The sequence below is a fragment of the Polynucleobacter sp. MWH-UH25E genome, assembly GCF_018687095.1.
Taxonomy (GTDB): Bacteria; Pseudomonadota; Gammaproteobacteria; order Burkholderiales; family Burkholderiaceae; genus Polynucleobacter.
On record NZ_CP061286.1, the window covers coordinates 965,526 to 984,679 of the forward strand.

Sequence of the window (19,154 nt, forward strand, 5' to 3'; positions counted from 1 at the left end):
TTTCGCCTTTATCAGTCATGAAATCACCTTTATCAAAATTTCTTTTTCTTGCACTCATGTGGCTTGGAGTTCTCTGTAATGTCCAGGCTGATGATGGTAAGTGCCAATTTGTTGCTAGTTCTGTTGATATTGGCGCTGGAAAGATTGCCTATCTCAATGTAGGCACTGGAAAGCCGGTCGTTTTATTACACGGCTTATTTGCACAAAAAGAACAGTGGAACGATTTAGCCTGTCAATTATCCAGGAGTGGGTTTACTGTTTACATGCCGGACTTGCCAGGATATGGTCAAAGCACCGGTTTTACGATTGCGGACTACAGACTTTCTCAGCAAGTTGAGTTAACTCATCTCTTCACGCAAAAACTCAACCTAAACAGATTTAATATTGCAGGAAATTCGATGGGTGGTGCAATTGCAGCGCTTATAGCAAAGCGTTATCCAGGCGACGTTGTCACTTTGGCATTTTTTGGTGCGCCAATGGGTATTGTTCCTTGGAGTGATCAAATCAAAGGGGCAATGTATCAAGGTGTCAATCCATTTATACCGATTACTATTGATCAGTTTGATCTAGAGATGCGCTTACTTTTTGCCAATCCTCCCAAAATAGATCAATCAGTAAAAGAATCAGCGATCAAAGAGTATTCAGTTAATAACCGACACTATCAGCAGGTCTGGGATATTGTGAATCTCGATATTGCTGTTCTCGACCCGCTTGAGAAATCATCCAAGCCCACACTCATTGTTTGGGGGCAGGATGACGGTATTTTTAATGTATCTGGAAGAAAGCTTTTGGACAAAAAATATCCTAAAGCAAGCTCAACCGCAATTCCGAATGCATCGCACCTCATTATGTTAGAAAAACCCAATGAGCTCGCCAAGATGTATGAGAACTTTCTGTATTTAAATAAACAACATTAGTTCCATTCTCTGCTACTAAATTGATGCCAAATATTCGAATCATCTTATTGAGCCTCGCACTGTTTTCTCTACATTTGCCGGCGAATGCAAGTGAGGAACCAGTTGAAATTGATAAGTCTAAAGTTTTCCCTGTGCAAAGAAATACTGCGGTGATTCATAGTGCTAATAAAGATGCTGCTGATACCAATGCAGATCAAGTATCGAGTTCGGCCGATAAGCAAAAGAGCTCACCTAAAGATACAAGTCTGCAGATCAATGGTAATGGCGGTTCAACGAACAGACCGGCTGGCGGTACCGCAACTCTTCGTAAGCGCTTTACCTTTGATTAGTTGGCAAACCTGATTTTGCTTGTTTAATCCAGTGCTGTATGTGAAGATAGGCTGACCATTCTATTGAGCTAATCCAGCAAGGAAATTTATGAAGCTGCAATTTAATAAGCCGTTTGTAGCATCTGGGCTGGTGATGATCTTTATTGGGCTTTTAGCACCTATGGCTCACAAACATGCGGCTGCCCCATTTGGCTTATTGCAGGCCCATTTAATTGGCGAGGTTCAGGCTTTATTATTTTTCACTCTAGCTGTTTTATGGCCTGTATTGAATTTACCAAAGCTATCTTTGTGGATTAGTGATTTTAGTTTGCAGTTAGGTCTTTGGACAAACATGATTGGCACTCTTTTTATAGGCATGTTGGGTGCTGGAAAAGAGCAATACATCGTAAATCAAGACAAGATCCCGGGATATCATGGGTTTTGGAATGATGTGACCAATTTGTTAATCGCCTTATCTGCTTATGCAGCAATCACTATAGTGATCTCGCTGATTGGTGTATTGCGTAATCAATCTAGTGAGGCTTCTGATAAGGTAATTAACGCAGTATCAGTTGCCCTGTTTGTTTTGCTGGGAATCTTTGTAGCTTTTCAAGTCATGTTCCCAGAGTATTCCAATCTTTAAATAAACTGATGAGGTAAATAATCCTTGTGCTTTAAGGGCGCATTCTAAGCAGTACTCAGAAACCCCCAATCTTGGGGGGTTTTGTTCATTTAATGGCTATTAAGCCTATGCCGTGTATGGCTAATGCAAAGATTCCAGAAATTCCCTAATATAGAAACATGGCAAATTTCCTAGATCCAGCAATCTTATTTTTTATATTTGGTGTATTTGCTGGTTTAGTGAAGTCAAATCTTGAGATACCGCAACCGATTGCTCGGTTCTTATCTCTCTACCTATTAATGGCCCTAGGTTTAAAAGGGGGCTTTGCTCTTCATAAATCGGGCTTCACCACTGAAATTGGCTTAGCTCTTGGCCTCGCAGTATTTTTGGCAATCCTTGTTCCTCTAATAGGTTACGCCATCTTAAGAAGTAGGCTCAATAGTTTTGATGCCGCTGCAATCGCTGCCACTTATGGTTCGGTTAGTGCGGTAACTTTTATTACCGCAACCCAGGTATTGGGTCAGTATGGCGTTGAGTATGGTGGCCACATGGCAGCGGCAATGGCATTGATGGAGTCGCCCGCGATTATCTTGGCGATCTTATTAGCAAATAAAGCACGCGCTGAATATTCTGGCAGTAGTCAGTCTGTTGGTTTGTCCAAAATTCTTCATGAGTCATTTACCGATGGTGCACAACTCTTGTTGTTGGGCTCGATGGTAGTTGGCCTTGTTAGTGGCGATGCGGGCCAAAAGTTGATGGCGCCATTTTCAATTGATCTGTTTAAGGGAATGCTGGCATTCTTTTTGTTGGATATGGGCTTAATGGCGGCAAAGAACTTTGAGGGATTGAAGGGTAAGCCACCCATTACTCTGTGCTACGCCATCTTGGCCCCGCTCTTACATGCATCAATAGCACTGGGCTTATGTAAGTTATTAGGTTTACCACTCGGAGATACCGTCTTATTGATGGTGCTTGCTGCTAGTGCCTCTTATATTGCAGTGCCAGCAGTCCTGAGGCACGCCTTGCCGGAGGTCAATCCTGCGCTCTACATGGGCATGTCTTTAGGCATCACCTTTCCATTCAATATCATTTTAGGCATTCCCCTTTATATCTACATCGCTAGATTGACCTATTAAGCCCCTTTTGGGGTCTTGAAATTCAGAAAATAGCCCCTATATACAGGGAGTTATTGGATTTTTATAGGATTCTGAAATGACAGTTGCAACTAAAGAAACGATGGGTTTCCAGGCAGAAGTAAAACAACTTCTGCAATTGATGATTCACTCTTTGTATTCCAATAAAGAGATCTTCCTGCGTGAGCTGATTTCGAACGCATCAGACGCTGCAGATAAATTGCGGTTTGAGGGCATCGCGCACCCCGATTGGTATGGTGACGATCCAGAACTCAAAATCAAGGTTGAGTTTGATAAAGCCGCTAGAACTATTTCGATTTCCGATAACGGCATTGGTATGAGCCGTGAAGAGGTCATTAGCAATCTCGGCACTATTGCCCGATCGGGTACCAAAGAGTTCTTTTCCAAACTTTCAGGCGATCAACAAAAAGATGCGGCATTAATTGGCCAATTCGGGGTAGGTTTCTACTCGGCATTTATTGTTGCCGATCGTATTACCGTAGAAACCCGTCGTGCTGGATTGCCTGCAGCAGATGGCGTACGTTGGGAATCCGATGGCTCTGGTGAATTCACAATTGAAAACATTGATCGACTACAGCGTGGAACGACGATTACTTTGCATTTACGTGAGGGCGAAGATGATTTCCTGAATAGCTATAAGCTGAAATCAATTATTCGTAAGTACTCTGACCATATCTCTTTACCAATTCAGATGCGCAAAGAAGAGTGGGATGAGGAGAAGAAAGAGCAAGTCGTTAAAGATGAGCTAGAGAGCATCAATCAGTCCTCAGCTTTATGGGCGCGCAATAAGTCTGAAATCACAGAAGAGCAGTACAACGAGTTCTATAAACACCTGTCTCATGACTATGAGAATCCTCTCTGCTATTCCTTAAATCGGGTAGAGGGCAGAAACGAATTTACACAATTGTTGTTTGTGCCATCTCGCGCCCCATTTGATTTATGGGATCGTAACAAACGCGGCGGTATTAAGTTATACGTCAAGCGTATTTTCATTATGGATGACGCTGAAAAGCTCATGCCGATGTACCTCCGCTTTGTTACTGGCGTGATTGATTCTGCTGATTTGCCGTTAAATGTGTCTCGCGAGATTTTGCAAGAGTCACGCGATATTAAGGTGATTCGTGAAAGCTCCACAAAACGGGTATTAAGTATGCTCGAGGAGCTTGCCAATAGCGATGATGAAGCTAAAAAAGAAAAATACCGCACTTTCTGGACTCAGTTCGGTCAGGTATTAAAAGAGGGTGTTGGTGAAGACCAAGCCAATCAAGAGCGCATTCTGAAACTCTTGCGCTTTGCAAGTACGCATACCGATTCTTCTGAGCAGACAGTATCACTCGCTGAATATGTGTCTCGAATGAAAGAAGGTCAAGACAAGATCTATTACGTCACTGGTGAGTCTTTCAATGCCGCTAAAAATAGCCCGCATCTTGAAATCTTCCGCAAGAAAGGCGTTGAGGTACTTCTGTTGTCTGATCGCGTTGATGAGTGGATGTTGTCGTTCATCACCGAATTTGATGGTAAGCAATTAGCCTCAGTTGCTAAGGGCGGCTTAGATCTTGGCAGTCTCAGCGATGAAAAAGAGAAAAAAGAGCACGAAGAGACCGAGAAGCAATTCAAGGATTTGATCGAGCGCATGAAAAAAGTCCTTGAGGATAAGGCTAAAGATGTGCGAGTTACTTTCCGCTTAACGGACTCTCCCGCTTGCTTGATCGCGGATGAGAATGAGCTCTCGGGCAATCTGTTGCGTATGCTAAAAGCCGCTGGTCAGCAAGCTCCAGATATGAAGCCTATTCTGGAAATTAACCCAGAGCATCCACTGCTGTTAAAACTCAAGGGCGATGACAAGCAGTTTGATGATTGGACCAATTTGCTATTTGATCAAGCTCTTCTGGCTGAGGGTGGTCAATTAAATGACCCCGCCAGCTTTGTGAAGCGCATGAATCAATTGCTACTGAAGTAATTTGTTAGTCTACAAGCCAAAACGCCAACCCTGAGGTTGGCGTTTTTTTATTTGGAATCAACTAAGACTTACTTGGTAATCATTAAAGCCACTAATTGATTCATATCTTTCACTTTTTCAAGTTCAAGTAATTGAGCGATAACCGTTTCCGTTTTATTTTTCCCTAAAACAGGCCCCATAAGATCACGGGCTTTTGCACTCACCGTTTCTGCGCTTAGTGGATTTTCTTTGGTTCCGGGAGGGAAGCGGGTATGCTGCTTTAGAACGGTGCCATCAGTCAAGTAGACCTCAACAATGCCACCCCGTGGTGCTAGGGGGTCATTTAAGGCGGGGTCTCCAATGACGGTGACTTTCTCCATTTGCGCTCTTACTGCAGGGTCTTTCATGCGCTCTTGCGAGTGCGCATTGGCAAAGGAGATAGTGCCTTCGAGTAAGGCAGTTGAAATAAGGTAAGGGCAGTTCACATCTGGCATAGGACTTCTGCCAACAATGCCAATAGCATCCTCTGGCAAGCGCACCACAATCTTGCTAACTTTATCTGGGGTGATATTGTTTGTGCGATAGAGTTTGAGGAATGCATCTAGTGGCGCCTGATTTGGGTAGCCAACAGGGAAAGTCTTAATGCTGGATTCGGTAATGAAAAAACGTGATCCTAGATCAGCAACGAGTGCTTCAGGATTTGGTTGGGTAGATAGGGCAATGATTAAATTGTGTTTTCCATCCAATACATCCTTAACCCCGGTAAGGCCTTGTTGGACCATTGCTACAGCTGTGGCTCCATTGCGTGCACCCATGCCGCTAAAGTCAAATGACTTCTCAATATGATCATGATCATCAACCCAGCTCCATAATCCAGATACCTGTTGGGCGCCATAGGAAATGGCGTAGCGCATTTGTTGCTCAGTGAGATGTGCAAGCGATGCCGCAGAAGCCATCGCTCCCATAGTTGCGTTATATGCCTCTGCTCCACGATGGGTTCCTCTGACGTGATCTGGTCCCAAAGCCATGAGAAAGCGACACCCTACGTCATAACCCAAGGCAACGCCCCGAATAAGATCGGTTCCTGAGCGACGTTCTTTTTGAGCAAATGCCAGAGCTGCTGGAACGGTGGCAGATCCAGGATGGGCTTTGGTGACGGGTTCGAAATCATCAGACTCATCAGAGTGAGCAAGCATCGCATTAATCATGGCTGCATTAATTGCGGTCGTTTTGATATTACTTGCCAAGATAGAAGCTTCGGGTGTTCCGCCTTGGGTTCGTGCAAAGCGAGTTGCCATCTCTCCAGGAGTAAGTTTGGATCCAGAAATCATGGCGGCAAACGTATCTAAGATCCGAAATTTTGCATCCTGTAATACGTTGGGAGGCAATTCTAAATTGCGTGCGCTTGCCATGTATGTAGCTAGACGTCCTGTAAGATCGTTTGCCGCATATGTATCGATGCTGGGTAATAACAGAGCCGCAACTGAAGCACTGCTTTTATATAAGAACTTGCGTCTATTAAGACTGCAAAGGCTGGCTGATTTGTATATTGGTTTTGCCGGCATGTCTTGTCTCCTGGTCGGGTGTTATTTAATCCAGCTAATAAATTGATCAGCAGGACGTCGAACTTTTTTGAGATTCAACAGCCAGTCTTCATCAGCTTTACGATAGCCTAGCGGTAACATAACTACACTACGCAATCCCTTTGCTTTGAGATCAAGAATCTCATCTAGGGCTTTAGGATCAAAGCCCTCCATCGGTGTGGCATCTACTTCGAGCTCTGCTGCTGCAATCAGTGCAGTGCCTAGGCCAATATAAGCTTGTTTGGCGGTGTGTGTGAAGTTCACCTCTGGATCTCTAGCAGGATAATTTTTCAGTAGCATTTGACGGTAAGCGACGCCCGCATCATTTTTGAAGTTACGAATCTTCTCAGTCATATCAAATGCATCATTAATACGCTGTTCTGTGTAGTGATCCCATGCTGCAAAAACGACTAGATGTGAGCAGTCAGTAACTTGAGACTGATTATTCGCAATCGCCTTAATTTTTTCACGAAGATCTTTATTTGTAATCACAATCAATTCGTATGGTTGTAAGCCGCTAGAGCTTGCTGTAAATCGGATGGCTTCTAATATTTGTTCGACTTTCTCTGTTGGAACCACTTTGCTAGGGTCCATTTTCTTGGTGGCATAGCGCCATTTGAGTTTATCTAAGAGGCTCATTTTTCTTTGTCCTTTTGTTATTGCATTTTTAAGATTGATAGATGTTAGCTTAACTTTTTGATCTTTGAAGGAGATGCTCAATGAGCAATATGCTAGCGGGAGATTGGCGTCCATGCTCTTTGGTGGCCAGGAGTAGGTTGCGTTTTGCCCAGCCATCTTCAAGGCGTACAACCTTGAGATCCATGGCCTTAATTTGAGGCGCGCAAGCCTGTAAGGGTAATATGCCTACACCCAGATTAACCGCAATCATTTGGCACATCGCATCGTAACTTCGAACCTGGATTCGTAGTCGCATTTGCTTGCTTAGGCGTTCTGCCTGCCTTGAAGTCAGTTCGAGTAATGAGCTGCCACGATTGAGTCCAACAAAGTCGTAGTCCAAACATTCTTCAAAAGAGATGCTTTTGCGATTCTTAATTGGGTGTGATTTACTGCAAACTACAACCAATTCGTCTTGGCCAATGATGTGGGTTTCCAACCCGGCTGTTGGTGTGCCATCCGCGAATACACCTACATCTGCAATGCCATCGAGTAACGCTTTGACAATATCGCCACTAATTTGTTCTTCCACTTCCACTTGAATATCAGGATGTGTTTTTAAAAAACTGGCGAGGGATATTGGCAAGAACTCTGTTAAGGCTGACATATTCGCCCACAATCGCACATGACCTTTGACACCTTTGGCGTACTCACCTAGTTCATTGCTAAATTGTTCAAAGCCTTGAAATAGTCGTAATGCATGTTGCATCACTGCATGACCGGCTTGAGTAAGTGTCACACCTTTGGCTGAGCGATCGAGTAGGCTAAGCCCTACGGTTTCTTCTAGCTCAGAAATTCTTCTGCTGGCCGCCGAAAGGGCGAGGCTACATTCATTGGCCCCCTTGGTAATACTGCCCGACTGGGCGATTGCGCAGAAGAGCTTGAGGGTAACAAAGTCCACTCTGGCGGGGTTTATTTGGGGTTTCATGGGGATATTCTAGCAAGCCTTCGCAAAATGAGAAGGCTTGCTAGATAGATAGCAATTCCCAAAGGGGAGGACTAAGGTTATTTTTCTACTATTGAATAAATCAAGAAGCAAAAAGCAGGGGAATCTCGTATGGAGCCACTAGCAGGATTAAAAGTGATTGAGATGGGTCAGTTGATCGCCGGCCCATTCGCCGCAAAAACCTTGGCAGATTTTGGTGCAGATGTGGTCAAGATTGAACCACCAAAAGTAGGTGATGCGCTACGTAAATGGCGTCTATTAAAAGATGGCACTTCGGTTTGGTGGCAAGTGCAATCGAGAAACAAGAGATCACTCTCATTAGATTTGCGACAAACGGATGCGCAAGACATTGTTAGAAAGCTCGCTGCAGAAGCGGATATCTTGATTGAGAACTTTCGTCCTGGAACATTAGAGGGCTGGGGTCTTGATCCAGAAAAATTACTTGAGCTCAATCCAAAACTCATCATTCTGCGAATTAGTGGATATGGTCAAACAGGTCCTTATAAAGATAAGCCTGGCTTCGGTGTTGTAGCGGAAGCAATGGGCGGCCTACGACACTTAACTGCTGAACCTGGAAGGGTTCCGGTACGAGTGGGCGTGAGCATTGGCGATACCTTGGCATCACTGCATGGCGTTATCGGTATTTTGCTGGCACTGCAAGAACGTCATCGTAGTGGCAAGGGTCAAGTGATTGATGTTGCTCTATATGAGGCAGTCTTTAATTGCATGGAGAGCTTGTTGCCTGAGTACAGTGCTTTTGGTGAAGTAAGACAAGCTGCTGGTAGTGCACTGCCAGGTATTGCACCATCCAATGCTTATCAATGCGCTGATGGTGGCTATGTCTTAGTTGCGGGCAATGGCGATAGTATCTTTAAGCGCTTGATGAAACTCATTGGCTGTGATGATTTGGGTAACGATCCCGAGCTAGAAAACAATGATGGGCGCGTCAAAAGAGTTCAAGAATTGGATCAAGCAATTGGCGCTTGGGCACAATCGATTACTACTGATAAAGCACTTGAATTGCTAGACTCAGTTGCTGTTCCTGCGGGACGTATCTATACTGTAGCAGATATCGCTAACGATCCACACTATCGTGCACGTGAGAATATTCAAAGCATTCAAATGCAAGATGGCACTCATTTAGAGGTGCCGGGTGTTCTACCAAAGTTATCGCGCACACCAGGATCAATTAAGACTCTTGCGCCAACGATTGGACAAAATACCGATGAGGTCTTAAAAGAAATCGGTTTGAATGAATCGCAAATTGCCTCCCTAAAAGAACGTGGCGTTGCCTTTACTCAATAAGAGAAGAAAAAGATCATGACCAGAATTTATTTCAATGACGTAGTCACTAGAGACGGATTTCAGATTGAGCCAAACTTTATTCCAACCGAGGATAAGGTGCGCTTGATTGATGCTATGAGTGAGTGTGGCTTCGCAAAAATCGAAGTAACCTCCTTTACTTCTCCAAAGGCTATTCCGATGCTTAGGGATGCTGAAGAGGTGATGGGCAAAATCAAACGAGTTCCTGGCGTTGAATATACGGTCCTCGTGCCCAATCTTCGTGGTGCAGAACGTGCCCTGGAATCTCGCGCAGATGAATTTAATCTAGTGATGTCCACATCGGAAACGCACAATCTCGCTAATTTACGCATGACACGTGAAAAAAGTTTTGCAGGTTTGGCAGAAGTAATTAAGTACGTGGATGGAAAAACGCCAATTAATGTTTCTTTATCTACGGCATTTGGTTGTCCAATGGAGGGCGATGTACCGCAGGAAGTGGTTGAGCAATTTTGCCAACGCTTTGCTGATCTGGGAGCTCGTGGTTTAACTATATGCGATACCACTGGCATGGCAAATCCAGCACAAGTTACAAAAATGTCCGAGTCTTTGCAGAAGAAGTTTCCTCAATTGCAAATGACAATGCACTTTCATAATACGAGAGGTATGGGGCTAGCCAATGTGCTGGCAGCGGTGCAAAGCGGCATCATTCGTTTTGACGGCTCACTTGGCGGCTTAGGCGGTTGTCCATATGCGCCTGGTGCTAGCGGCAATATTTCCAGCGAAGATGCCATTCATATGTTGGATGCTATGGGATATGACACGGGTATAAATATCCCTAAATTATTAGAGTTAGCTAGAGAGTTGCCAGAAATCGTCGGTCACACCGTTCCAGGTCAAGTTGCCAAAGCGGGGCGTAGTTGTGATTTACATCCTGCCCCAGGATATATAAATGATCTTAAGTAAGCAGGGGAAAATAAAGGGCTTATATGATTGATCACTTAGACCATTTAGTGTTAACAACAGCTAATGAAGCTGCGTGTATAGATTTTTATACGCGTGTGCTTGATATGAAGTTGGAATCATTTATTGGTGGCACCCCTCCAGTGGAACGCAAGGCGTTTCTATTTGGTAATCAGAAAATTAATCTGCATATCAAGGGTAAGGAATTTGAGCCCAAAGCCAATATCCCAACACCTGGCTCACTAGATTTATGTTTTATCGCTGATCGCCCATTAACCGAGGTAATTGCCCGCTTAGAAAAAGAGCAATGGCCAATCATTGAGGGTCCAGTTATACGGACAGGTGCGACATCAAAGATTAATTCTGTCTATGTACGTGACCCTGATTTAAATCTTATAGAGATTAGCGAGCTCATTCGGTAATTCCCTAAGTTTTCCGAGTAGCAGATGGTGTTTCCAAGAATCTGGTGTAGAGTAGTTAAAACAAAAAAAGTATCTTGGAGACAATATGAAATTAATCATCAAAGCACTCAAGCTATTTGCTTTTAGCTTGCTCGTTTCGGTTGGATATTCCCAAGCATTTGCCGCAGGGAAAATCGAAATGAATGAGTACATGATTCAGAGCGATACACCAGGCATCTCCCTGTACGTGCGCAATAAACATTTGGCGGGAATGAAAAAATTCTCTCCAGAGAAAACGTTGCTGTATGTCCATGGTTCAACCTATCCAGCTGAAACAGCTTTTGATTTATCTCTGGGCGGCACTTCTTGGATGGAATATATTGCTGCTAGGGGTTATGACGTCTGGTTGGTCGATCTACGTGGTTACAGCAAATCTACTCGTCCACCGGAAATGGATCAACCAGCAGATCAAAATCCGCCAATAGTGCGCACTGATGTTGCTGTTCGTGACGTTTCTAGCGCTGTTGATTACATTCTTGCTAAACGCAACATCAATAAACTTAATTTACTTGGTTGGTCTTGGGGTACAACCATCATGGGTAAATACACAACTCTTAATAATCAAAAAGTAAACAAATTGGTTCTCTACGCTCCACAATGGTTGCGTCAGGGTGGAGCGCCGTTGACTGATAAAGGCGGTCAATTGGGTGCCTATCGTGTGGCTTCCGTCGCAGATGCGAAAAATCGTTGGTTAACTGGGGTTCCTGAAAGCGCAAAAGCAAGCTTAATACCTGAAGGTTGGTTTGAGAAGTGGGCGGAAGCTACATTTGAGACTGACCCCTGGGGCAAAACACAAAACCCTAAAAAATTGCGTGCGCCAAATGGCACTGTTCAAGATGCACGTGAGTTTTGGACTGCAGGTATCCCTGTTTACGATCCTAAAGATATTCGTGTGCCAGTCATGCTGGTACATGCTGAATGGGATGCAGACTTGCCAAGTTACATGATGTATGAGTACTACACAAAGCTAGAGAATGCGCCATACAAAATCATGTTGCAGATTAGCGAAGGCACCCATACCATCATCATGGAAAAAAACCGCATGCTGATGTTCACTGGGGTTCAAGACTTTTTGGATAGCAATTTCAAGCCAGAGAAATAACAAAAGCCACCCTAGGGTGGCTTTTTAGTTACCAGAGGTGAATGCGGAGTTAACCTCGACCTACAAAAGGCATTTTGGTTGCCATGATGGTCATATTCAGAATATTGGACTCTAAAGGAAGTTGTGCCATATGAAGTACTGCCTGACCAACATGATCAACATCCATACGGGGCTCTACCTTGATTGATTGATCTGCTTGTATGATGCCTGCAGCCATACGCTCAGTCATTTCAGTGGCGGCGTTGCCAATGTCGATTTGCCCGCAAGCAATGTTGAACGGACGACCATCTAAAGCGATTGTTTTTGTAAGTCCGCTAATAGCATGTTTAGTAGCGGTGTAGGGTGCCGACATGGGTCTGGGCGCATGTGCTGAGATTGAGCCATTATTAATAATTCTGCCGCCTTGTGGTGATTGCGCTTTCATCATGCGAATAGCTTCTTGAGAACACAGAAAGGCGCCACACAGATTGGCATTAACCACATTCATCCACTGTTCATACGTTAAATCTTCCATTGGAATAGCGGGTGCACCCATGCCTGCATTATTAAATAGAACATCAATGCGACCAAACTTTGCTTTTGTTTCTGCAAATAGCTTTTTTACTTGCTCTGGATTGCCCACATCGCATGACACAGCAAGACAGTTTTCATTGTTGCCGCCAATATCAACAATTGCTTTCTGCAATTTCTCTAAATTTCGCCCTGTGAGCACAACCTGATAGCCGCCTTTTAATAGGGCCTTGGCGGCTGCTCGTCCAATACCAGCGCCAGCGCCAGTAACTAAGGCTACTTTAGTTTTTATTTGGGTCATGATGTCTTTCTTAGTTTGTCTCTTAATGAATTAATACTTTTTATTCATTTAGCGTCAGTCTACGCTAAATGAAGTCCCTGACCTTAGTTTTTGATGCGCGCGCTTTTGCGCGTTCTTTCATAAAACGCATTGGGCTTCGTTTTGACCCATTGAATAAATCGTTGCATCTCAGGATGGTCTTGTAGAGCGACTGCATTATTAAATTGGTTGGCTAACTCAGTTTCGGTAAAGAGGGCATGAATTTGACGGTGACAAATGCGATGCAGAAATTCTGTGGTTCTGCCACCTTTGGATTTGGGAATAAGGTGGTGAGCATCCTGCTGGGATGCTGGAATCGGGCGATCACAAATCGGGCATATGACCTCTTGGAACTTTGTCATTTCCCTTGGGGCTTGCGAGATCAATTTTCGACGAATTTTGCCAATCATCTTGAATTGCAGAATTAATGGATCAATACGAGTTTATTGAATAAGTCTTAAACTTGCAGGATGGCAAAAGTTCCATCTAAATCCCTATCCGAATCAGACCTATCCCGCCTGATCGAGATGGCTTGGGAGGATAGAACGCCATTTGAAGCCATTGAAGCAACATTTGGATATTCAGAGCCTCAAGTGATTCAATTAATGCGCCGAGAACTCAAGAGGGGTTCATTTGATTTATGGAGAGAGCGAGTCTCCGGCAGAGTCACAAAGCATATAGCACTCCGAAGCAAATTGGTTCAACGTGCTTATTGCCCAACTCAATATAAGAATAAATGAGCAAACCTAAAAGACTGGTGTTGATTCTTGGCGATCAGCTGGATAGGCAGAGCTCTGCTTTAAAGGATTTTGACTTTAAGCATGATGAAGTAGTGATGATTGAGTCAATCCCAGAGGCTCAAGTGGTATTGTCCCACAAAGCCAAGATTGCTTTATTTCTATCGGCTATGCGCCACTTTGCTAAAGAACTTGTCGGAGAAGGATATGCAGTTCATTACGTACGCGACTCAAAATTATCGATAGTCGATACCCTCAAAACATTATTAAAGCAAAAAAATATTACTCATTTAATTTGTGTCGAGCCTGGAGAGTGGCGCCTTAAGATTGCCATTGAAGATTTAGCGAAAGGCTCTGGTCTGCAGTTAGATATGCGCGAGGATGAACACTTTTATTGCAGTCATCGGGAGTTTAGAGAGTGGGCCGCCAATAAAAAAGAGTTACGTCTTGAGTTTTTCTACAGGCTCATGCGTAAAACGCACAACATTCTTTTGGATAAAGAGGGCAATCCCGAAGGCGGTCAGTGGAACTTTGACCAAGATAATCGCAAACCATATCCTAAATCAGGTCCCGGCATTATTGAGGCGCCTATTCTGTTTGAGCCTGATGAAATTACAAAAGAGGTGCTTGCATATGTGGAGGAAAATCATTCTGAGCACCCAGGTTCACTTGAGCACTTTCGTTGGCCGGTAAACAGAGATCAGGCTTTGGAGGCTTTGCAGTACTTTGTGGACTATCGCCTCAGAAATTTTGGCATTTACCAAGATGCGATGTGGACAGACACTCCTTATGGGTGGCACTCTATTTTGTCGAGCTCCTTAAATCTCAAGCTACTCAATCCACGCGAGGTTATTTCTACCGTCTTGGATGCTTGGAAGAAATATTCCCTTGATCTATCAACTGTTGAGGGATTCATTCGTCAAATATTGGGCTGGCGTGAATTTGTTCGGGGTATGTATTACCTTGATATGCCCAAAATGGCCCAAGATAATTACTATAGCCATCAACGCGCTTTGCCGGATTGGTATTGGACTGGCAAAACAAAAATGCGTTGTATGCAAGATGCCGTTGGTCATACACTCAAATATGGATATGCTCACCATATTCAGCGCCTAATGGTAACTGGCAACTTTGCATTATTGGCCGAGATATTGCCGTCCGCTGTCTGTGATTGGTATTTAGCAGTTTATGTAGATGCGATTGAGTGGGTTGAGTTACCCAACACTGCTGGAATGGCCTTATTTGCTAATGGCGGACGTTTTACAAGCAAGCCCTATATCGCCAGTGGCGCTTACATTAAGCGCATGAGTAACTACTGTGGGGGCTGTCAATATAAGCCTGATGTACGGTTTGGTGAAAATGCTTGCCCTGTGACAACTCTATACTGGAATTTCTTAATCAAACATCGCAAGCAATTTGATAGCAATCCGCGTACGCGATTGATGACGGCAAATCTGAAGAAGATAAATGATGCCGATCAATCTGCAATAGTTGAGCATGCCCAACAAGTATTAAATAATCTGAATCATTTATAAATTCCATGAAGTCATCTTTTAAGGGTAATAAATCTTACCTACCAAGAAAGATTTGTGTTGTTTGTAAAAAGGAAATGACTTGGCGAAAGTCTTGGGAGAAAAACTGGGAGTCGATTAAGTACTGCTCTGATGCCTGCCGGAAGCGCTCTGGTAATTCTCAAGCCTAGACCGTTCTTACCAGGGCAACCTTTCTCCAGAGTAAGAAATAAAGCCACCAGAATCTTTTGCCTCAATGCTCTTCATGACATTTAGCATATCGGTACAGGCATCAATTGCGGGTCTACCGATTTGTTGGCCCTTGAATGGTTTGGATAGCCTAGAGTTCACAGTGCCAGGATGCATTGCGATAAGGGCAATATTGGGTTTGGTCCTTGCAAGCTCAATCGAAGCTGTTTTGATGAGCATATTCAATGCCGCTTTAGAGCTACGATAGCTATACCAACCTCCAAGACGGTTATCTTCAATGCTGCCCACCTTTGCGGAAAGCGTCACCATCAAACTTCCCAAGGGATCTAATAGAGGTAAAAAATGACGCATGGTTAATCCGGGTCCAATGGCGTTTATTTGCATAAGCTCAATGAGCTGTTCAGACTTGAGGTCATCCAATCGTTTTTCAGGCATCCAGCGATCTGTATGCAAAACTCCGATCGTATTAATAATTAGCTGATAGGGATCTTGTTGGGCTAGCGAGCTTGCACAAGTTTGAATAGTCTCGGGATCGAGATAATCAATGGCGGGTATAGATTTACGGTGAATACCTGCAACCCCGATACAAGAAGGGTCATTGTTTAGAAGCTCAACAAATGCTGATCCAATCGTTCCCGAGGAGCCGATGACTAGTGCGCGAAAGGGCTTGGATAGAATTTGCAAAGTTTTATTAAATTAATTGTTGCCCTGCCAGTTTATTCAATAAGTCTTACACTTGCTTCATGGCTGGCAATTTACAACAACTCACCTTGTTTTACGATGGCGCATGCCCTTTGTGCCAGGCTGAAATTTTGTTTTTATCTGGCCGGAATCAAGAAAATCTATTGCGCTTTGTGGATATCCACTCGAGCCAATATGATCCTGAAAAAGTCGGGGTTACTTGTGAGCAAGCCTTAGCTGCAATGTATGGACAGTATGCTGATGGTTCCCTGGTTCAAGGTGCGGCGGTATTCCCTGAGGCCTACAGAAGGGCCAACCTTCGTTTTTTAACCTGGCTTTTCTCCAGAAAATCTCTGCAACCATTTCTGAGATTTTCTTATCAAGTCTTTGCTAAAAATCGGCATGCGATTTCCAGTGTCATTGGACCTATTGCTTTACGTTTGGTACAGAAAAAATAATGAAATATTTTGCAAAGTTATTTTTGGCTGCAGTACTGCTGGTGGCTTATGCAATGAACTTCACTAGTTTTGCCCGTGATCTGGTATACATAGACCAGGTGCTCAATCCTGCAAAACTTCAAGGAAGTGGCAAGCTTACTTGGTGGGGCTTGCATATTTATGATGCCAGCTTTTATCGAGCTGGCTCGTTCAGCTCACCTGAGTTTGCCTTACATCTTCAGTATCACAAATCTCTGAGTGGGCTTGCTATTGCCAATCGCTCTGCAGAGGAAATGAGTAAGTTAGGTGTTCCTGATACCCAAGCCCAGCTTTGGGGAAAGCAATTGGCGATATTTTTGCCAAACGTAGAACCAGGTCAAAGTTTGACAGCAATCTATAACCCCAAACAAGGAACTACTTTCTATTTCGATGGGAATCCGTTGGCGCAAATTGCTGGCGCGGATTTTTCAAAAGCATTTTTTGGGATCTGGCTTGATCCAAAAACCAGTGCTCCCAAATTACGGGAGCAACTATTGGGGCAACACTGCCCGCCACCTTTATTGCAGGAGTCGTGTAAGCAATGAAAAGCTTATCTAAAAGTCTATCAACATTCATTTTCTGCTCATCTCTTTTATTAGGGTGCGCGGGACCTCAGGTATCTCAATATGCCAATGAAAAGCCAACTCTTGATTTAAGTGAGTATTTCAATGGCACGATTGACGCTTACGGCATTTTCACGAATCGAAGTGGTGAGGTGGTCAAGCGTTTTACCGTGCTAATGCAGGCTAGTTGGAAAGTAGTGGATGGCAAAAAAGTAGGCACTTTGGATGAGAGTTTTGAATATTCAGATGGCACTAAACAAAAGCGTATTTGGGTGATTACCGAAGTTTCACCGGGCAAGTATGTTGGCAGAGCTGACGATGTAGTGGGTGATGCTAGTGGCACTGCTGCAGGTAATGCCCTCAATTGGGCTTATACGCTAGCGCTACCTGTGGATGGCACGATCTATCACGTTCAGTTCGACGACTGGATGTATCTCATGAACTCAAAAGTGATGATCAATAAAGCCAAGATGAGCAAGTTTGGTATTGAGCTTGGCGAGGTGACTCTGAGCTTCTACAAGCGTTAATGTCAATAGATAACGGATTACCCAAATAAAACCCCCAGACATGACTCTGGGGTTTTTATTTTGTTGCTGCGAATAATGCTACTTATGCAGCAACCTCAGCCGGCTCTTCCTCGGTAACCGAATGGCGAATCAAGTAATCAAACGCGCCTAGAGAAGCTTTTGCACCTTCGCCCATGGCAATGATGATTTGCTTGTAGGGAACGGTGGTGCAATCGCCTGCTGCAAATACGCCTGGAACAGAGGTTTCACCTTTTGCATCCACCATAATCTCTCCGCGTGGAGATAGTTCTATCGTCCCTTTGAGCCATTCGGTGTTTGGTAACAAACCAATTTGTACAAAGATGCCTTCTAGCTCAACTGTATGTTCGGCATTATTAGTGCGATCTTGATAGCGTAGGCCGTTAACCTTGCTGCCATCGCCCAATACTTCTTTAGTAAGCGCGCTCTTGATAACGGTCACATTAGTTAGGCTTAATAGCTTTTTCTGTAATACAGCGTCAGCACGCAATTGATTATCAAACTCAATCAAGGTGACATGGCTCACAATACCTGCCAAATCAATTGCTGCCTCAACCCCAGAATTACCCCCGCCAATTACTGCAACGCGCTTACCTTTGAATAAAGGGCCATCACAGTGTGGGCAGTAGGCAACGCCTTTGTTGCGATACTCTTGTTCGCCAGGAACATTCATTTCTCTCCAGCGTGCGCCGGTGCTAATGATGACGGATTTACTTTTTAATACTGCACCATTCGCCATTTCTACTTCAATGCCAGAGTTAGTTTTACGCAATGCGTTAGCACGTTGCAAATTCATGATGTCGACTTCATAGTCTTTGACGTGCTGTTCAAGAGCTTGAACTAATTTAGGGCCTTCAGTATGTGAAACGGAGATGAAGTTCTCAATGCCTAAGGTATCCATTACTTGGCCACCAAAACGCTCAGCAACAATGCCCGTACGAATACCTTTACGAGCCGCATAAATTGCTGCCGCTGATCCAGCAGGGCCGCCGCCAACGATTAAAACATCAAAGTCACCCTTGGCATTTAGCTTGGCCGCCTCTTCTTCGGCGCTACCAGTGTCGAGTTTGGCAATAATTTCCTCTGCACCCATGCGACCCTGGCCAAAGACTTCGCCATTCAAGATCACTGTTGGTACAGCCATGATTTGATATTGATCTACCAATGGCTGGAAAAGGGCGCCATCGATCATTTCATGTTCGATATTGGGGTTAAGCGCAGCCATCAAGTTGAGTGCCTGAACTACATCTGGGCAGTTATGGCATGACAAGGAGATAAATGTTTGGAAACGGAACTTGCCATCCAATTTACGAATACGCGCCAGAATATCTTCTTCCACTTTTGGTGGATAGCCGCTGGCTTGCAAGATTGCCAAAATGAATGAAGTCATTTCATGGCCCATTGGCAGGCCAGCAAAGCGAATACGGGCTGCTTCACCGGTCTTGCTAACAGTAAAGCTCGGTACATTTTTATCGCTACCGTTAGTTGCTACTGTAATTTTGTCTGATTGCTCAGCCACTTCATTGAGTAGCTCACGCATTTGTGCGGAAGCAGGGCTATCGTCTAGCGATGCAATTAGTGTGATTGGTGAAACAATCTTTTCAAAATACGCTTTTAATTGGGTCTTAATGTTGTTATCTAACATGGTGAC

General features: G+C 44.1%; 22 protein-coding genes. 15 read left to right on the top strand and 7 right to left on the bottom strand.

All coding sequences use genetic code 11. The annotated features are described in order from the left end of the window. Nucleotides 1–17 precede the first annotated feature (17 nt). The 5 genes from ICV39_RS05125 to htpG all read left to right on the top strand — a co-directional run bounded on the left by ICV39_RS05125 (nt 18) and on the right by htpG (nt 4,961). Complete coding sequence (locus ICV39_RS05125) at nt 18–917, top strand: alpha/beta fold hydrolase (RefSeq protein ID WP_215390779.1); 900 nt, start codon at nt 18–20, stop codon at nt 915–917. Nucleotides 918–940: 23 nt separating this feature from the next. Continuing rightward, nucleotides 941–1,246: a hypothetical protein gene (locus tag ICV39_RS05130; RefSeq protein WP_215390781.1), complete on the top strand. Its 306-nt coding sequence runs from the start codon at nt 941–943 to the stop codon at nt 1,244–1,246. 88 nt (nt 1,247–1,334) lie between these two features. Continuing rightward, nucleotides 1,335–1,868: a hypothetical protein gene (locus ICV39_RS05135; protein ID WP_215390782.1), complete on the top strand. Its 534-nt coding sequence runs from the start codon at nt 1,335–1,337 to the stop codon at nt 1,866–1,868. A 158-nt stretch (nt 1,869–2,026) separates the two neighbouring features. Next, nucleotides 2,027–2,983 carry a sodium-dependent bicarbonate transport family permease gene (locus ICV39_RS05140; protein WP_215390783.1) on the top strand — a complete coding sequence of 319 codons (957 nt, stop codon included), beginning with the start codon at nt 2,027–2,029 and terminating at the stop codon, nt 2,981–2,983. A gap of 76 nt (nt 2,984–3,059) precedes the next feature. Next, the gene (gene htpG, locus ICV39_RS05145) at nt 3,060–4,961 is read left to right on the top strand and encodes a molecular chaperone HtpG (RefSeq protein ID WP_215390784.1); all 1,902 of its coding nucleotides are present in this window, start codon (nt 3,060–3,062) and stop codon (nt 4,959–4,961) included. 68 nt (nt 4,962–5,029) lie between these two features. Here the strand turns inward: htpG and ICV39_RS05150 are convergent, their stop codons facing one another. From ICV39_RS05150 to ICV39_RS05160, 3 genes are read right to left on the bottom strand one after another with little or no spacing between them, the layout of a single operon-like run. Next, nucleotides 5,030–6,505, bottom strand: coding sequence for an MmgE/PrpD family protein (locus ICV39_RS05150; protein ID WP_215390785.1), 1,476 nt, complete (start codon nt 6,503–6,505; stop codon nt 5,030–5,032). Nucleotides 6,506–6,526: 21 nt separating this feature from the next. Continuing rightward, on the bottom strand, nt 6,527–7,162 hold the full coding sequence (locus ICV39_RS05155; protein ID WP_215390786.1) for an NAD(P)H-dependent oxidoreductase: 636 nt from the start codon (nt 7,160–7,162) through the stop codon (nt 6,527–6,529). Between the two features lie 49 nt (nt 7,163–7,211). After that, nucleotides 7,212–8,126: a LysR family transcriptional regulator gene (locus ICV39_RS05160; RefSeq protein ID WP_215390788.1), complete on the bottom strand. Its 915-nt coding sequence runs from the start codon at nt 8,124–8,126 to the stop codon at nt 7,212–7,214. Nucleotides 8,127–8,255: 129 nt separating this feature from the next. Here ICV39_RS05160 and ICV39_RS05165 point away from each other — a divergent pair, with 129 nt between their 5' ends. The 4 genes from ICV39_RS05165 (at nt 8,256) to ICV39_RS05180 (ending at nt 11,951) form a co-directional block, all read left to right on the top strand. Further along, on the top strand, nt 8,256–9,449 hold the full coding sequence (locus tag ICV39_RS05165) for a CaiB/BaiF CoA-transferase family protein (protein ID WP_215390789.1): 1,194 nt from the start codon (nt 8,256–8,258) through the stop codon (nt 9,447–9,449). Between the two features lie 15 nt (nt 9,450–9,464). Then, nucleotides 9,465–10,391 carry a hydroxymethylglutaryl-CoA lyase gene (locus ICV39_RS05170; protein WP_215390790.1) on the top strand — a complete coding sequence of 309 codons (927 nt, stop codon included), beginning with the start codon at nt 9,465–9,467 and terminating at the stop codon, nt 10,389–10,391. Between the two features lie 23 nt (nt 10,392–10,414). After that, on the top strand, nt 10,415–10,810 hold the full coding sequence (locus ICV39_RS05175) for a VOC family protein (RefSeq protein ID WP_215390791.1): 396 nt from the start codon (nt 10,415–10,417) through the stop codon (nt 10,808–10,810). Between the two features lie 85 nt (nt 10,811–10,895). Beyond that, nucleotides 10,896–11,951, top strand: a complete 1,056-nt coding sequence (locus tag ICV39_RS05180) for an alpha/beta hydrolase (protein WP_215390792.1) — start codon at nt 10,896–10,898, stop codon at nt 11,949–11,951. 49 nt (nt 11,952–12,000) lie between these two features. Here ICV39_RS05180 and ICV39_RS05185 read toward each other — a convergent pair whose 3' ends face one another. Together ICV39_RS05185 and ICV39_RS05190 are read right to left on the bottom strand one after the other, a co-directional pair. Beyond that, nucleotides 12,001–12,762, bottom strand: coding sequence for an SDR family oxidoreductase (locus tag ICV39_RS05185; RefSeq protein WP_215390794.1), 762 nt, complete (start codon nt 12,760–12,762; stop codon nt 12,001–12,003). 83 nt (nt 12,763–12,845) lie between these two features. Beyond that, entirely contained in the window at nt 12,846–13,142 is a 297-nt protein-coding gene (locus ICV39_RS05190; protein WP_251372739.1) for an HNH endonuclease, read from the bottom strand. 108 nt (nt 13,143–13,250) lie between these two features. Here ICV39_RS05190 and ICV39_RS05195 point away from each other — a divergent pair, with 108 nt between their 5' ends. Genes ICV39_RS05195 through ICV39_RS05205 form a run of 3 tightly spaced genes read left to right on the top strand, consistent with a single transcriptional unit; the run spans nt 13,251 to nt 15,219 of the window. After that, nucleotides 13,251–13,520 carry a TIGR03643 family protein gene (locus ICV39_RS05195; protein WP_215390796.1) on the top strand — a complete coding sequence of 90 codons (270 nt, stop codon included), beginning with the start codon at nt 13,251–13,253 and terminating at the stop codon, nt 13,518–13,520. Continuing rightward, complete coding sequence (locus tag ICV39_RS05200; RefSeq protein WP_215390797.1) at nt 13,517–15,052, top strand: cryptochrome/photolyase family protein; 1,536 nt, start codon at nt 13,517–13,519, stop codon at nt 15,050–15,052. The genes ICV39_RS05195 and ICV39_RS05200 overlap by 4 nt, the downstream gene beginning before the upstream one ends. 5 nt (nt 15,053–15,057) lie before the next feature. After that, nucleotides 15,058–15,219, top strand: coding sequence for a DUF2256 domain-containing protein (locus ICV39_RS05205; protein WP_215390798.1), 162 nt, complete (start codon nt 15,058–15,060; stop codon nt 15,217–15,219). A 7-nt stretch (nt 15,220–15,226) separates the two neighbouring features. Here the strand turns inward: ICV39_RS05205 and ICV39_RS05210 are convergent, their stop codons facing one another. Continuing rightward, the gene (locus ICV39_RS05210) at nt 15,227–15,922 is read right to left on the bottom strand and encodes an SDR family NAD(P)-dependent oxidoreductase (RefSeq protein WP_215390799.1); all 696 of its coding nucleotides are present in this window, start codon (nt 15,920–15,922) and stop codon (nt 15,227–15,229) included. Between the two features lie 59 nt (nt 15,923–15,981). On the opposite strand from ICV39_RS05210, the gene ICV39_RS05215 reads away from it, so the two are divergent. The 3 genes from ICV39_RS05215 to ICV39_RS05225 are packed head-to-tail and all read left to right on the top strand — an operon-like array spanning nt 15,982 to nt 17,485. Then, nucleotides 15,982–16,377: a thiol-disulfide oxidoreductase DCC family protein gene (locus ICV39_RS05215; protein WP_215390800.1), complete on the top strand. Its 396-nt coding sequence runs from the start codon at nt 15,982–15,984 to the stop codon at nt 16,375–16,377. Continuing rightward, nucleotides 16,377–16,940: a chalcone isomerase family protein gene (locus tag ICV39_RS05220; protein ID WP_215390802.1), complete on the top strand. Its 564-nt coding sequence runs from the start codon at nt 16,377–16,379 to the stop codon at nt 16,938–16,940. The genes ICV39_RS05215 and ICV39_RS05220 overlap by 1 nt, the downstream gene beginning before the upstream one ends. Beyond that, the gene (locus ICV39_RS05225; protein ID WP_215390803.1) at nt 16,937–17,485 is read left to right on the top strand and encodes a DUF3833 domain-containing protein; all 549 of its coding nucleotides are present in this window, start codon (nt 16,937–16,939) and stop codon (nt 17,483–17,485) included. Before ICV39_RS05220 ends, ICV39_RS05225 begins: the two co-directional genes overlap by 4 nt. Before the next feature lie 82 nt (nt 17,486–17,567). Here the strand turns inward: ICV39_RS05225 and ahpF are convergent, their stop codons facing one another. Then, nucleotides 17,568–19,148 (bottom strand): alkyl hydroperoxide reductase subunit F, encoded by a 1,581-nt coding sequence (ahpF, locus tag ICV39_RS05230; protein ID WP_215390804.1) that lies wholly within the window; start codon nt 19,146–19,148, stop codon nt 17,568–17,570. Nucleotides 19,149–19,154: the final 6 nt, after the last annotated feature.